At 54.6% G+C, this 15146-nt stretch carries 11 protein-coding genes; 8 read left to right on the top strand and 3 right to left on the bottom strand.

All coding sequences use genetic code 11. The features are described from left to right. Position 1: 1 nt before the first annotated feature. A complete protein-coding gene (locus PV433_RS24510; RefSeq protein WP_332074654.1) occupies positions 2-778 on the bottom strand; it encodes an AraC family transcriptional regulator in 777 nt (258 codons plus the stop codon). Between the two features lie 187 nt (positions 779-965). Between PV433_RS24510 and PV433_RS24505 the strand changes: the two genes are divergently transcribed. The 5 genes from PV433_RS24505 (at position 966) to PV433_RS24485 (ending at position 8433) form a co-directional block, all read left to right on the top strand. Next, complete coding sequence (locus PV433_RS24505; protein ID WP_332074653.1) at positions 966-2021, top strand: amidohydrolase family protein; 1056 nt, start codon at positions 966-968, stop codon at positions 2019-2021. An 18-nt stretch (positions 2022-2039) separates the two neighbouring features. Then, positions 2040-2390: a Rieske (2Fe-2S) protein gene (locus tag PV433_RS24500; protein ID WP_332074652.1), complete on the top strand. Its 351-nt coding sequence runs from the start codon at positions 2040-2042 to the stop codon at positions 2388-2390. 531 nt (positions 2391-2921) lie between these two features. Further along, entirely contained in the window at positions 2922-5021 is a 2100-nt protein-coding gene (locus PV433_RS24495; RefSeq protein WP_332074651.1) for an alpha-amylase family protein, read from the top strand. 168 nt (positions 5022-5189) lie between these two features. After that, positions 5190-6524: an ABC transporter substrate-binding protein gene (locus tag PV433_RS24490; RefSeq protein WP_332074650.1), complete on the top strand. Its 1335-nt coding sequence runs from the start codon at positions 5190-5192 to the stop codon at positions 6522-6524. Positions 6525-6546: 22 nt separating this feature from the next. After that, on the top strand, positions 6547-8433 hold the full coding sequence (locus PV433_RS24485) for a NosD domain-containing protein (RefSeq protein WP_332074649.1): 1887 nt from the start codon (positions 6547-6549) through the stop codon (positions 8431-8433). 717 nt (positions 8434-9150) lie between these two features. Here the strand turns inward: PV433_RS24485 and PV433_RS24480 are convergent. Beyond that, the gene (locus tag PV433_RS24480; RefSeq protein ID WP_332074648.1) at positions 9151-10488 is read right to left on the bottom strand and encodes an ABC transporter substrate-binding protein; all 1338 of its coding nucleotides are present in this window, start codon (positions 10486-10488) and stop codon (positions 9151-9153) included. 406 nt (positions 10489-10894) lie between these two features. On the opposite strand from PV433_RS24480, the gene PV433_RS24475 reads away from it, so the two are divergent. From PV433_RS24475 to PV433_RS24465, 3 genes are read left to right on the top strand one after another with little or no spacing between them, the layout of a single operon-like run. Beyond that, complete coding sequence (locus PV433_RS24475; RefSeq protein WP_332074647.1) at positions 10895-11617, top strand: GntR family transcriptional regulator; 723 nt, start codon at positions 10895-10897, stop codon at positions 11615-11617. Positions 11618-11646: 29 nt separating this feature from the next. Then, the gene (locus PV433_RS24470) at positions 11647-12666 is read left to right on the top strand and encodes a zinc-binding dehydrogenase (RefSeq protein ID WP_332074646.1); all 1020 of its coding nucleotides are present in this window, start codon (positions 11647-11649) and stop codon (positions 12664-12666) included. 15 nt (positions 12667-12681) lie between these two features. Next, positions 12682-13683 (top strand): Gfo/Idh/MocA family protein, encoded by a 1002-nt coding sequence (locus PV433_RS24465; RefSeq protein ID WP_332074645.1) that lies wholly within the window; start codon positions 12682-12684, stop codon positions 13681-13683. Between the two features lie 75 nt (positions 13684-13758). Here the strand turns inward: PV433_RS24465 and PV433_RS24460 are convergent, their stop codons facing one another. Further along, complete coding sequence (locus tag PV433_RS24460) at positions 13759-14934, bottom strand: KamA family radical SAM protein (RefSeq protein WP_332074644.1); 1176 nt, start codon at positions 14932-14934, stop codon at positions 13759-13761. Between the last annotated feature and the right edge of the window lie 212 nt (positions 14935-15146).

Raw genomic sequence — 15146 nt, 5'->3', positions numbered from 1 at the left:
TCTACAGCGGATTCTGAATTTTCAATGTATGGGAAGGAGGATGGCCGACGATTTTTTTGTACATGTAGTTGAAGTACGTCTGATCGCAATAGCCGAGCGATTCGGAGATTTCCCCGATCGTCATATTGTCGGTAAGCAGCAGCTCGCGTGCGGCGGAGATGCGTACCTCGTGCATGTATTCGATCGGCGTGCGTCCGGTTACTTCCTTGAACACGGTGGAGACGTAGGTCGGCGACCGGTTTACCGTTTCCGCCAGCTCGCTTATCCGAAGCGGCTTGTTGTAATGTTGGACGATGTGCTGCTGGATGCGATGCGCCAGGTTGCGGCGGGAAGCCGAGTGGGCGCCGCCGGTCAGCTCGCGCTGCACGATCCCGAGTATCTCGGACAGGATACCGCGCGCGATCAGCTCGTAGTACGGCATTTTCCCGATCCAGCATTCATTCAGCATCGAGAACCGCTGTTTCAGATAGTCGTAATGGAGCGGACGGATCAGCTGGAATGTCCCGTTTTGCAGCAGAGCGAGATCTTCCGGAAGAGTATCCCTAAAGTGTGCGGAATACAGCTGAATCGGCTCTTCGCCATCCGATACGGACGAACGCAATGAGCCTTTCGGGAAAAACAGCCCTTCGCCTTTGCGGATGCGAACCGTCTCGTCTCCGAATCGGTACGTCGCGGAGCCCCTAACGATAAGGAAGAGCACATGATGCTTCACCGTAGATTCCGGCACCCCCCAGTTGCCGTTAACGGCTTGCTGAAAAGCGATATTATAAATCTCCATCCGGTAAGCTGCCTCCTTTTCCTTTCCAAAAACGAAGAATCACTAAAAAAATGCTATGATCACCAATCGTAATTCAATTCGAAGCGATTTACAATAAAAATATGAAAGCGGCGAACGACACGAGCGACACGAGCGACACATTCCCAAACAAGCCGAACCGACTGTGAAAGGGCAGGGTGAATCCGCAATGAATCCAAATCAAAAAGTAATTGACGTCGACGTCCATAACTCGTTAACGAGTCCGAGGGATCTTCTTCCCTATTTGCCGGAGCCTTGGAGGTCCCGGGTCGAGAGCTCGGGGCTGGGTCTCCCCGGTCACGGCTATTATAATCCGCTCGGCGTGAACCGGCAGGACTGCAGGCCGCCTTCCGGAGGACCATCCGCTTCCGACCCGGAATTTCTGATTCAGGACCTGCTGGTGCCGTATCAGATCGAAGTTGCGATCCTCACCGGGGATCTGATGGGCGTATCCGCGATGCACGATCCCGATCACGGGGCGGTGATCGCTTCCGCGTACAACGATTTTCTTGCCGAGCGCTGGCTGAACTATCCCGAGTTTCGCGGTTCGATTCTAGTATCCGCGCACGATCCGCTGCTCGCTGCCCGCGAAATCGACCGGATGGCCGATCATCCGCGGATGGTCGGCGTCATTATGGGAAGCGGCCAGCGGGCTCCGCTCGGCCAGCGCCAATTCCATCCGATCTATGAGGCGGCCGAGCGGCACGGGCTGCCCGTAGCGATCCATCCGGGGACGGAAGGAGCCGGCGGGACGCATGCGCCTACGCCGTCCGGGTATCCGACGCGTTATCTGGAGTGGCATACGGCGTTGTCCCAAAACTATATGGCGCACCTGATCAGTCTCGTCTGCGAAGGGGTGTTCGAGAAATTTCCGAATCTGAAGTTTGTGATGCTGGAGGGCGGGATCGCCTGGCTGCCGCACCTGATGTGGCGTCTGGACAAAAACTACAAAGGGCTTCGCTCCTCGGTACCGTGGCTGAAACGGATGCCGAGCGAATATATCCGCGACCATTGCCTGTTCTCGACGCAGCCGATCGAGGAGCCGGACGATCCGAAAGATCTGCTCGCCATCTTCGATATGATCGACGCCGAAAACTTCCTGATGTTCTCGAGCGATTATCCGCACTGGGACAATGACGTGCCGACGGAAATATTGAAACGGCTACGCCCGGAGGCGCGGCAAAAAATTTACTATGACAACGCAAAGCGGTTATATAAGCTGTAGACAGGGGGAGCGACTACGATGACAGTCTACTACGTGGCTGACGAAGCCGAGATCGAGGAAGGCAAGCGGATTATCGTGGAGGTGAAGGGCCGGTCGATCGGCGTATACCGTGTCGGCGGCGAGCTGTTCGCTCTGCATAACCGGTGCCCGCACGAAGGCGCTCCTTTGTGCAAAGGCCCGATATGCGGCACGACGCTGCCGTCCCTCGTCTACGAGTACGAGTATGGCCGCAAGGGGGAACTGGTGCGCTGTCCGTGGCACGGATGGGAGTTCGAGATCAAGACCGGCAAATCGGTATTCAGCGAGAAGGTACGCACGAGAAGCTACAAAGTGCAGGTGGAGGACGGCAAGGTCGGTATAGTAATGTAATCATTGTAATGTCATGTCGGCATTGTAATGTAACGTCGGCATTGCAATGTAACGGTTGCCGCAGCGCATATGCAGGCGCTGTATGGTCTGGAATCAGGATCAGGATTCGAAGAGGCTGTCCCGAAGGCTGCGAGCCGCACCTTCCGGGACGGCCTTTTTGTTGTGGGGCGGTCCGGACTCAGGGAGCGGCGGAGGGGCGTTATGTTCAGGAGGTGGAGGAGGACCCTCTGCTGAGGAGATAGGCGGGTAGGTTCATACTTGTTTTGGCAAAAAAAATATTGTGCTATAGGGAAACTATGCTATAATATAGATTATATATAATACATTTTCCGAACGGTGGTGATTCGGTACGCGAACGGAAATCGATATCTAACTTTGCGGGGATCAAGCTTTAGCCGGAAACGGGCTTAGGCACGAAAATGTGTTGGAAGTAACGAGCTCCAGAAAAGAATGGTTTTTCGAGAGGTTTATGTGAAAGTGAACAAAGCAAGAAGTACAACGCAAGAAGTGAACAGTAGGAGGGGCATACCGATGAGCCAGCCGTGGTTTAAGAAAAGTCACCGCAGATGTTTGGTGGACATGCATATCCCGGATTGGGACGAGCGATTTTTATCGCAGTTTGATTCCAAGCGTTATATCGAGCTGATGAAGCTGGCGCAGGTGGACGCGATTTACTTTTATACGAACTCCTGTGTAGGACTCACCAACTTCCCGACCAAGGCGGACAAGATGCATAAAGGGCTGAAGGGCAGAGACATCGTCCGCGAGATCACCACACTGACCAAAGAAGCGGGACTTCCTTCTATCGTCTACTATAATATATGGTCGAAGTGGGCGTACGATCATCATCCGGAATGGAGAGCGGTGAACGGAGTCGGCTTGACTACCGGCGATTACTACTGGGGGCAGCCGGGCCGGTACGGCGTATGCTGTTACAACCACGAAGGGTACCGGGATATGGTCTTGGCCGATGTCGAGCAGCTGTGCAAAAACTATGAATTCGACGGCTTATGGATCGACATGATCATGCTGTCGCAAGTATGCTACTGCTCGGCGTGCCGGAAGCGGTATTTGGCGGAGACGGGAATAAGCGAGATTCCGAGAGTGGTCGATTGGAACGATCCGCAGTTCGTTCAGTTCCAGCGGCGCCGGGAAGCGTGGCAGTCCGAATTCGCCGAGCTGGTCACGCAATCGGCCAAGCGGTGGAAGCCGGGCATCTCCCTGGGGCATAATGTGGCCGGTTATTATGTGGGCTGGCATCAGGCGGCTTCGCTGAAGTTTTTTGACCAAAACGATTATTTAAGCGGCGATATTTCGGGCGGTCCCCAGATCGTTAACTACGTGTGCAAGCTGTTCCACAGCGCCAGCAAAAACCATTCCGTCGAATTTATGACGACGGTCGCCGACGCCAACCTGCTGGAGCATACGGTCTACAAGCCGAAGCATTATTTAAAAAACCTGGTTTATTTGGCGATGGCCAATAACGGCGCCTTCAGTTTTATCGATGCGATCGATCCGCTCGGTACGATGAACGAGAAAATGTACCGGATGCTCGGCGAAATATACGGGGAAACCCGTCGGTACGAGCCCTTTATGGATTACGATGCCGAATATTGCCAAGATATTGCGATTTATACGAATATCGAGTCGTTGATCGATTTGCGCGACAGCGGCAAGACGGTGAACAATGTTCCGCATTCGGCAAGCACACCGCATCATCTAGCGGCGTTAAATGCAGCCAGAGCGATGATCGACGCCAATCTTCCGTTCGGTGTCATCACCAAAAACCGGTTGAACGAGCTTCATAAATACCAGGTGCTTATCCTGCCCGACCTGCAGATGATGGATGAAGACGAGATCGAAGCGATCCGTAAATTCGTAGAAGCCGGAGGCAGCATCTACGCCAGCGCGAATACGTCCCTGGTGGACAAAACCGGGAAGCGGCACGACAATTACATGCTTTCCGACGTATTCGGAGTCACCTATGAACGGACGACCTGGGAAGATATTGCCTACTACGCGCCGACCGAAAGCGGCAAGCCGTACTTTGCCGATTATGACGACTATTACCCGCTAACCGTGAACTGCAATCAGCTGATCGTCCAGGAACACGAAGGGGCCGAGCCGCTGGCGACGATCGTGCTGCCCGAGCTGAATCCGGACAATCCGCACCAGTTCGCGTCGGCGATCAGCAGCCCGCCGGAGATTCCGACTACATATCCCGGGGTTGTCGTGAACCGGTATGGGCAAGGAAAATCGATGTACGCCGCCGGTTATTTGGAGAGGATGGCGAAGGAGGGGCAGCGCTCGATCTTTATCAATCTGATCCGTTCTCTGCTTACGAAGCCGGCTTATTTCCGGACCAATGCGCCTAAACCTGTCGAGATCACGATGTTCCGCCACCAGTCGGGCAAGCGGGATACGATCAACGTCATCAATATGCAGCAGGAGCAACCGAATATTCCCGTATCGGGCGTCCGGGTCCAAGTCAACACGGGAGACCGGAAACCGTCGAGGGTCGTGCTTCTTCCGGGCGAAGCTCCGGTCGATTACGTCCGCGAAGGCGAATATATCGCGTTTGATGTGCCGCAGATCGAGATTTTCCATATGTTCGCTATCGATTATGAATAAGGGTCTGCTACCCGGTTGCGCTCTGAACTTTGTTGCTGCACCTGTATGACTAAGCAGGACCGTCAGAGACCGAAGACCCTCGAGCCAGTTTGTTGACAGCGCTTACTTCGGGGGTCTTCCCTTCAGAATTCTGTGCGAATAGATGGAGAAAGAGGGTTCGATTCACCGATGAATAAAAAATATATCGCGATTCCGATCTCGATGATGCTCGCTGCTTCCATCGCCGCCGGTTGCGGCAAAACCGGAGCAGTCGGCGGGGAAGCGGACAAAAAGGAACCGGCTCCGATCGACTACACCCAGGAGAAGGCCGAAATTGTGTTTTATTCGAATAACGGGGAGCTGCCGGAAAGCTTCGACGCCCGGATGGGCAACTTGGTCCGCCAGAAGTTTCCGAACTATACGATCAAGTACATCCAGGCGGGACAAGGAACTCAGCTGACGGACCTGATTACGACCGGAACCCGGTTCGATATTTTTTATCAATCGATCGGCAACTTTGAGGCCCAGGCTTTTCCCGTTAATATTCAATACGACATGACCGAGCTGATCAAGAAGCACCAAATCGATTTGACGCGGCTGGACTCCACCGTTGTCGATGCCGTGAAGCAAGCGTCCGGCGGGAAATTGTACGGCCTTCCGGTTACAACCACCAATCTGGTGCTTTACTACAACAAAGATCTCTTCAATAAATTCGGCGTCCCGTTCCCGAAAGACGGAATGACCTGGGACGAGATCATGGAGCTGAACAAAAAGCTGACCCGGGTTGAGAACGGAGTTCAGTATTACGGATTTACGCACTCTCCTTTTCACACCCTTCGTTTAAACCCATTCTCCGTACCTAGCGCCGATCCGGCGACCGGTGCACCCGCGATTAATAAGGATGAGCGATGGAAAACGTTTTTCGACGCATTTTACGTCCAGCCGATGAATGCTCCCGGCTACAAGGATGCCATCGAGAAAGCGAATAAAATACCGGATATCAACGCATTCGTGAAAGAAAAGACGGTCGGGATGTTTCTCTACCTGTCCAGTCTGATCTATGCATGGGAGAAGGAACTGCAAGGCATCAATTGGGACATCGTCTCGATGCCCACCTTTAAGGAGATGCCAAGTGTCGGCTCCCAGTCGTATCCGAGCTATTACGGGATTACGCAGATGGCCCAGAACAAGGACGCGGCGGCGCAAGTGCTGAAATACCTGGTCTCCGACGAATTCCAATCCGACATCGCGCGGAAAGGGACGATGCCGGTGCTGAACAACGACAAGGTGAAGATGGAGCTGGGCAAAGATTCGTTCTACAAGGATCGGAACTGGAAAGCGATCTTTTATAACAAATTCGCGCCGATTCCGCCCAAGCCGGCCTATGACGCAGATCTGCTCACCACTTATTACACGATCGGCAACCAGTTCAACTTAGGCAAGATGGATTTGAACACGGCGCTGAGAATGATGGAGGAAGACGGACTGAAAAAGATCGAGGCGTACAAGCAGAAAACCAAATAAGAAAACCGGGAGGAAATGTTCTATGAATGAGCATCGATTCGCGAACGGGAATACGGTTGAAGCTACTGCTCCAGAAGGATCGGACTATACGCAGGTCAAATCGAACAAGCGGATCAGCCGGAGGGCGATGCTGGCTACTCTGGGCATGACAGGCGCCGCAGTTGTTTCAGGAGGATTGATGAATACGATGGACGTGATGGCGGACACGGTGCAGGCCATTGACGTGATGAACCCGCCGGTTCCGCTTGCCCCGCTGGTTGGGGACGGGGTGACGGACGACACGGCCGCATTTCAGGCGATTTTGAATTATGCTGCTGCCAATCGGTTGTCCGTCTATTGCCCGTCCGGGAAAACGTATCTGGTGCAGTCGATCCGGATCAAAAACGGAACCGTATCGCTTATATGCGACGGCGTGATCAAGGGGAAAGGGACGGCGGTCAACGGAGTCGTCCAGCTGGACGGGCCGAACCTGTTCGGCGGAACCGCTGTCGAGCACTTTACTTTGCAGGCGAATATCGATATGTCCGGCGGCGACCGGGAAGCGATCAAAGCCGACGGATGCTCCAACTGCACCTTCACTCATAACCGCATCTACGGATTTACGAATCATGCTTCGTTGAATCATTACGGCATCTTGTTATGGTTCAGCTCCAACTACAACAAGATCCAGCACAATTACATCGACGGCTACGATAAGCCGACGCAAAGAGGACTGCTTATCGACCTGATCGGGGAGTCGGCCAACTTCGGCGGGTTCCACGATAACGGCAACATTGTGCCGCCTACCCGACCGTGCGTCGGGAACATCATCACCGACAACATCTTATTAAATGGAAGCTATGCGATTAACCTGTTAGCTGTCGAAAACAGCGTCGTATCGCATAATTATTGCTACAAACAAAATCATCGCAGCATCTATGTGGCCCAGTCGTCCAACAACAACATCATCTCGGACAACCAGCTGATCGGCTTCCTCTCCTCGGGCGTGCTGCTCGGATACGGGGCTTATAAAAATCTGGTCACCTCCAATCTTATGAAACAGCTCGACGGTTACAATTCGATCGGCGGCGAAGCGGCCGTTAATGTCAACACAGGCTCGTACGACAACCTGATCGCCGACAATACGATCGAAAGCTTTACGAATTACGGCGTATATCTGGCGGTTAACTCGATCGGCAATAAAGTGGACGGCAATGCGATATCGAGGCATTACGTCGCCGGGATCGCCCTGGAGAACGACTGGATTCGGCCCCTTCCGACAGGAGCGAAATATTCGCGGCCCAACTACGGCCCGCCTTCGGTAGGGACCGTATGGGCGACGAAGGATTCGGAGTCGAACATCATCCAGAACAACATCATCGGTTCTTGCTATACCGGGCGAGCGATGTGCGCGATCTACGTATCGCAGCTCGGTACGACGAGCACCAAAAACAATATTATCCAGAACAATGTGGTGACGGACACGGCCAGTTATGCGTATCATTTGTACTGCTTTGAGGAAACGAGCGGCAAGCTGACAGGCAATACGCTGAAAAACAATTCGTTCCACATGGCGACGCTCAGCAAGCTGTTTTTGACGCGCGGCCGGGGGCACTTCAAACAATGCGCGGGCAATGACGCGCTGGATACGGACCCGTATACGTTTGCCGCAGGCGATACTACGCCGTCGGTCGGGATCGGCGGCTCGTTCGTCTTCGCCAACTCGTCGTCTACATCGGTCACGATGTTTGACGACGGAGCGGACAATCAGACGATCGTCGTTCGGCTGGACGCCAATACGACGATTGTATACGGACCGTCCACGATCCGGACCAAGGGGAGCGCGAACATTGCTGGGGCAAGCACAGATCAGTTCGTAACCTTGAAGCGGATCGCCGGCGTCTGGTATGAGATTTCCAGAAGCTTTTGAGGACTGGCGTTATAGGATAAAGGAAGCGTTGTGCAGCGGTACGGTATGGTACGCTGTGATGATGCGCGGCGTGGCGTGGAGTTTGGCGAGCCGCTGTCAGACGGGAGCTAGGAAAAGGGGAGAGGCTCACGGCCGCTCCCCTGGTTGTTTTGAATCTCTTCTTAGAAGAGGCGTAGCGGCGTGGTGTTGTGCAGCGGCGGGCAGAAGCCCGTACGTGGAGGACGGCACGATGTCGGCACATGGAAGCCGGCACGATGAAGCCCAAGAAGTGCGCCGGCCGGAAGCACCGGTTCATAGTTTCGTGATTTTGAACGAATCCGGCCCTGCACGTTTGTGTGCCAGCGGAAGAGTAACTTCCTTTATTTTTGCCAAACCGATCATTTTCACCTAATAGCGGAAATAGGGTTTCCGTTATTTTGGCCGTTTGGGGTAAAAGCGACGGTTACACGGGAAATAGCGGAACCAAAGCTTCCGCTATATGGCGATTCTCCGCTGTATGCAATCCATAACGGAAGTAAAGCTTCCGGTAAAGCTTCCGGAAAAGTTTCACCCGGCCCTAGTTGAAGCCGATAGCCGCCCTAACGCCGCCAGCTCGTCACACGACTGCGGGCAGCAGATGACGCGATACATCCGTATCCGGGCGCTGCACGTCAAAAGACCGTCCGGACGTACAACCGAACCGGACGGCATGTCGTACTACAGGCGGTTTGCCGGCACTTACCTTTTTAACTCGGCTACCGCTTTCTCCGCTTCCTCGGATGCGGTCCGCAAGGCGGTATTCAGATCGCTATTGCCCAAGACGAGCTGAACGGCATGTTTCCGTAATATCCCCTCGACTGTCAACTGGTAATTGGTCCTCACGGTAATTGGGGCGGGCTTGTTATAATAAACCGCTTTCCAGTTAATATTTTGGAAGGCAGACCCGGTCCCGAACGCCTGCTTCACTTCCGGATCGTTGATGACCGGCATCAGCCCTTTTTTCGAATACATCATCTGGGCTTCCTTCGTCGTTAAATAATGAATGACCTCCATCGCAGCTTGTTTATTGCTCGCCATCGAGGTGATGCCGAATATTTCCGGCGTCGTCTGCGTGCCGACACCGGGCAAATCCCGGAAGGTAGGGAGAGCGGCCATATCCCAGTTCACTTTCTCCAGCGTTTCGGGTACGGCTTGGGGAAACTTGGAGATGAAGGCGAACATGGCCAGCTCCTGCGAGTTCGTAAATTCAAACCGGTACGGGATATTTTTCAAGGCAGCTGTCCGGTCTTTATAGGCCGGATTGTCGGCGGGCTTCAGGACGAACGTTTCCAGCAGCTTGTTCCAGCCGTCCTGGGTGAAGGTGGGCTTCTCGGTTTTGGGATCAAGCAGAGGGATTGACAACGGATTGTTCATAAGAGCGAACAGATCGGTCGCAAAGCCCAAATACTGCTTGTCGCCTTCTTTGCGCGTCAGCTTGGCGGCCAGCTCTGTCAGCTCATCCCAGTACATCCCGTCCTTCGGGTACGGAACGCCGAACTTGTCGAAGATTTCTTTGTTGTAATACATTACAAAGCCGACGTTCGTTACCGGCAGACCGTACAGCTTGCCGCCTCCGGAGTTCCGGATGCCGTCAATCAGAGTAGGCTCGAACTTGCCCAAATCGATTTTGTTCGTCTGAACGAGCTCGGTCATGTCATACAGCAAGTTTCCGCTTGATCCCAGCTCGTAGAAGTAGGAGATGTTCTGATAGATCAGATCGATCCGCTGCTTCTGGGCAATCAGCTCGGGCAGCGTCGAGCCGGGTTTGTTTTGGATGTAGGTGAACGTGTAGTCGGGGAACTTCTGCCGGATGATATTGCCGTGAATGGAGTTGAATCCTTCCTGGGAATCTCCGGTATTCGAGAAGATGACCAGTTCTACCGCTTCTTTCGGCTCCGCAGGTTCTGCCGCCTTCGGCGGGGCGGATTCGGGCAACTCGGCGGACTTCGTTTCGTTATTGCTCGAACCGGTTCCGCAAGCAGCGATCCATACAAGGGCAGCCGCGGACAATAAACATTTCAGCCGTTTGTCAGTCATATTCATTCTCCTTTAGCTTGGTTATCCATCTTCCATACGTCCAGCCTTGGCAACGCAACAAGGTACTTCTCTGCAGGACCTGCTGCAAGCTGCCGCTTAATCGATTACTTGTCCATCGTGCGGGCACCTCCTACCTATCCATTCCGGAGCTTATGATAGCGCATACATAGATGTCGATGGCGGCGAAACAGGGACGTTATGAGGGAGTAGAAGCGAAAAACGAACCGGTTAGTAGATGCTATAAAGTAGATTATACATAATATATAAACGTTAATCGATTTCTATGTCAATAGCATTTCAGTTTTTTCTTCCCTTTTCTTATGGTTTCTTTAAAAACAATTGACGATGATACGTAAACTATAATATATTATATATAAAATTATCGTGAGGAAAGGAGTTGGAACCTGTGCAACCAACGGAACCGAAAATCCTGCTTCAGAAAAAAAGCATGAGCCACGAGCTCGTAGAGCTTATTAAGCGGAAAATATTAAGCGGCGAGCTGAACCCCGGGGAGCGGATCGTCGAGATCAAGCTGGCCAAGGAGTACGGCATCAGCCAGTCGCCGGTCCGGGAAGCGATCCGCCATCTGTCCGGGGAAGGGATCGTTACGATCGTTCCGAGCAAAGGCCCCGTTGTCAAAAAGATGGAGGCGGCCGACATCTTCGAGATTTATTCGCTGCGTTCCTCTCTGGAAGCGCTGGCCATCCATCTGACCACTCAGCACGCCTCGGATGAGGAAATCCGGGAATTGGTCGAATTTTACGGCCAGATGGGCGACTGGCTGCACGACGAGACGAAACCGACCTTGCTTAAGGAATCGCTGCATCTGCATCAGAGCATCATCCAGCTTTCCCGGCATTCCCGGCTCATCCAGGTGTACGAATCGATCTCGTTTCAGATCCAGCTGGTCAACCGGATTCTCGGCATGACTTCCACGAAGCAGAAGGAGTACAACGATCATCGCGAGCTGATCGAGGCGCTGGTGGCGCGCGATCCGGCATCGGCGGAGCAGATCATGCGCAGACATATTCAGCGCTCCTATCAGGAATGTATGGAGGTGCTGCGGAAGAATGAGGCAAGCGAGCGGCGGGAGATCGGGACGAGCTGGTTTGCGGAGGACCCGAAATAAAGCAAAACATGGAGACGGAGGCAAGCGGGATGAACGTATTGGTTTGGACGGCACCTGAAACGATGATGCTGGAGGAGCATAACCGCCCGGTTCCCGGGAAGCAGGAGGCGCTGCTGCGGATCGAGGCGGTAGGGATATGCGGATCGGAGATTGAAGGGTATCTGGGACATAACAGCCTTCGCGTCCCACCGCTTATTATGGGGCATGAATTTTGCGGGATCGTGGAACAGGTCGGGGATCCGGGAGACGAGGCATGGCTGAACAAAAAGGCGGTCGTCAATCCGCTGCTGTTCTGCGGAACGTGCGACCGCTGTCTGAAAGGGCTGACGCAGCTTTGCGGAGAGCGGCGCATTATCGGCATCCACCGGCCGGGAGGCTTCGCAGAATGGGCGATCGTACCGGTCGATACGTTAACTGAAGTTCCGGCGACGATGAGTTCCCGGCGCGCCGCCCTGGCCGAGCCGCTTGGCTGCTCGCTGCGGGCGACCCGAAGGGCGATGGAGCGGCATCCTTTTGCGAATGTAATCGTCTTCGGCGCCGGAGGGATCGGGTTGTTGTGCGCGAAGACGGCGGCTTTGCTGGGCGCTTCCAAAGTGATGGTCGTCGATACGAATCCGGACCGGCTGGCGATGTGCCGCAGTATCGGCATAACGGATACGGCCCATGCGCGCGAGGACAATTTGGAAGAGCGGGTGCAGGCAGCTTTCGGAGGGCGGGGTACGGACGTCGTCATCGACGCCGCGGGATTTCAGCCGACCCGGGAAGCGGCCGTCAGACTGCTTAATCCGGGCGGGACGCTAATGAATATCGGCCTGGGCATCGACGATACGGTGCTGCCGATCAACTATACGATCCGTTCCGAGATCGAGCTGCTCGGATCGTTCTGCTACACGCGGCAAGATTTCAAAGACGCGGTCCAGCTGCTGGTTTCCGGGAAAATTACGGAGGACGGTTGGACGGAGGAACGCCCGCTAGCGGAAGGGGCGTCCGCTTTCGCAGATCTGGTCGCGGGCAAGGTGACGAAAGGGAAAATCATTTTGCGGCCGTAAGGGGAGGGCTGGATCGTGGCAAGTACAGTCAGAGTCGGCATTATCGGGTTAGGAAACTGGGGGGAGTGCCATCTCGAGGCGTTTCATGCGCTTCCGCACGCGGAAGTGGCGGCCGTCGCCGATCCGAGACCGGATCGTCTGGACGTGGCGAAGATCAAGTACGGTGTACCGTCGTGTTATACCGATTACAGCGAGCTTCTTGAGCGGGACGATATCGATCTCGTCAGCGTGGTGACAACGGAGCACCTGCATCTCGATCCGGTCGTGAAGGCGCTTCGCTCCGGCAAGCACGTGCTGGTGGAGAAGCCGGTGTCCACCCGGCTTAGCGAAGCTGCCGAGATGCACCGGGTCGCGCTGGAGCAGGGGCGCTACGTGATGCCGGGCCATCTGCTGCGGTTCGATCCGCGTTATGCGGACATCCGGCGGGCGATCGCGGACGGGGAGATCGGTCGGCCGGTCAGCATGTATATGAAGCGGGCCCGGGAGCAGTATTTATTCGCTACCTACAGCCGGACGCACACTGTCTACGAGCTGATGATCCACGATATCGATCTGGCGCTCTGGTACGCGCAGAGCCGGGTCCGGACCGTCCGGGCGTACGGCAGATCGCCCTCCGGATCGGAGACTCCGGAAGTGCTGTGGGCGTGCCTCGAATTCGAGAACGGGATTCTCGCCTTTTTGCACAGCAACTGGATGACGCCGGATCGGGCGGGCATCGCGATCGCCGACCAGATCGAAGTGATCGGCAGCGGCGGAACCGCGTCTTTCGAAACGTCCAACTCCGGCTTGCAGCTGTGGAACGAGACCGGGCGAACGACGCCGGATACGAATATTCATATCAAGACGCTCCACAAGCAGACGGCCGGTTCGCTCCGCGAGCAGCTCCTTTATTTGTGCGACTGTTTGGGAAGAGGGGAAGCGCCGGACTACGTGTCGTTCGAGGATGCGATTCACGGGGTCGAAATTGCCGATGCGATCGTGAAGTCGGCGGCGGGCGGCGGCGAGATTCGGTTGTAGCTTCGGAAGCCTGAAATAACATAGCCAAAAGCCGTCCGGTCATTGTGCAAGCCGGACGGCTTTTCTGCTGGCGTTTTATCTGCTTCGGGCCACTCGGGCTACTGGCATGTCGGGCAGCTCGTTAACAGAGACCACTTCGTTCGTTTTCTTCTTAGGCTTCTTCCAAAACTTCTCGTTGCCCGGCAAATCGTCGAACCAGGCGGCGTCCTTCGGACAGTCGAGCACCATAAATTTGCCGTATTCATCGTCGCGGGACTGATGATATTTCAAATATGCTTTGCCGTCTTCGACCGCGAGTATTTCGATTTTGCCGGACGTATGGCTCATCGACAAGCGGACGCGCTTGCCGAGACCGGACGTTCTGGCTTTCGCCTGCTCCACGATCCGGTACGCTTCTTCGAGCGAAAGCACGAAATCGCGGTTTCCCGCCACCGGCCGGTTAATAAAGAAATAATACGGGGTGACGCCTGCCCACGACAGCCGGTCGAGCAGTTCGCCGAGTACGGCCGGATCGTCGTTGATGCCTTTGAGCACCGGCGTCTGGTTGACGACGATCGCTCCCGCCTCGTGCAAGGCCTGGAAGCCTCGCTTCGCCTCCGGCGTTATTTCGCGGGGGTGATTGATGTGGGCCATGACATAGATGCGCTTGTCGGCCGTGGAGTAAGTACGAATCGTCTCCAGCAGCTCCTCGTCCTCGTAGATCCGCATCGGATTAAAGACGGGGATTTTCGAGCCGAGACGGATAATTTTCACATGCTCCATCTCCCGCAGCCGCTCCAGGATCATTCGAAGTTTTGGGGTAGCGAGGATCAGGCTGTCGCCGCCCGTAAGCAGCACGTTATTGATTTCGGGATGTTTGGCGATATATGCGAGGCCGGGCTCGACGTCGGACATCGCTTCCTTGACGTCGTTGCGGAACAGCCGCTTGCGGAAGCAATAACGGCAATAAGCGCCGCATACTTCGGATACGATCAGGAGAGCCGTTGTCCGGTACTTGTGCTGGCAGCCGGGCACGACATAGTTCGTATCTTCATCGGAGGCGTCCCAGCGCCCGTATTCGGCGAGCTCGCCTTCGTTCGGAATGACCAGTTTTTTGATGGGATCTCGGGGATCTTCCCAATTGATGAGGTTCAAATAATAATCGTTGACGCGGAACACGAATTTCTCGGTAATTTGCTTCAGTCTTTTTCTTTCCGTCTCCGGTATGTTTACAATTTTATCGATATCTGTAATGTACTTTGGCTGTGCCATGCACATTCCTCCCGTTTTTCTAATTTTCGATCTACCCGGCATGCTAGTCAGATCTTAGGGACCGTGTGCTTGCGATTCCTCCCTTCTGTGCTACTATCGTCCAATCCATTCGTAATTCGCCGTTCCGGTCAGCAGAAGATGATGATTGAGGTCAAGGGTGTAAACAAGAAAAGACCCCGGGCGAAGAGGGAATGTCTCCCAACAACGCTCGA

The sequence above is a fragment of the Paenibacillus sp. GYB004 genome, from assembly GCF_036577605.1.
In the GTDB taxonomy this organism is placed as follows: domain Bacteria; phylum Bacillota; class Bacilli; order Paenibacillales; family NBRC-103111; genus Paenibacillus_AB; species Paenibacillus_AB oceani.
Note: the sequence above shows the minus strand (reverse complement) of the source record. Positions and strands in the feature narration are given on the sequence as shown.

Bases quoted from the DNA above. Each gene is read 5' to 3' on its own strand.
- PV433_RS24510 (WP_332074654.1), bottom strand. From the start codon at position 778: ATGGAGATTTATAATATCGCTTTTCAGCAAGCCGTTAACGGCAACTGG.
- PV433_RS24505 (WP_332074653.1), top strand. From the start codon at position 966: ATGAATCCAAATCAAAAAGTAATTGACGTCGACGTCCATAACTCGTTA.
- PV433_RS24500 (WP_332074652.1), top strand. From the start codon at position 2,040: ATGACAGTCTACTACGTGGCTGACGAAGCCGAGATCGAGGAAGGCAAG.
- PV433_RS24495 (WP_332074651.1), top strand. From the start codon at position 2,922: ATGAGCCAGCCGTGGTTTAAGAAAAGTCACCGCAGATGTTTGGTGGAC.
- PV433_RS24490 (WP_332074650.1), top strand. From the start codon at position 5,190: ATGAATAAAAAATATATCGCGATTCCGATCTCGATGATGCTCGCTGCT.
- PV433_RS24485 (WP_332074649.1), top strand. From the start codon at position 6,547: ATGAATGAGCATCGATTCGCGAACGGGAATACGGTTGAAGCTACTGCT.
- PV433_RS24480 (WP_332074648.1), bottom strand. From the start codon at position 10,488: ATGACTGACAAACGGCTGAAATGTTTATTGTCCGCGGCTGCCCTTGTA.
- PV433_RS24470 (WP_332074646.1), top strand. From the start codon at position 11,647: ATGAACGTATTGGTTTGGACGGCACCTGAAACGATGATGCTGGAGGAG.
- PV433_RS24460 (WP_332074644.1), bottom strand. From the start codon at position 14,934: ATGGCACAGCCAAAGTACATTACAGATATCGATAAAATTGTAAACATA.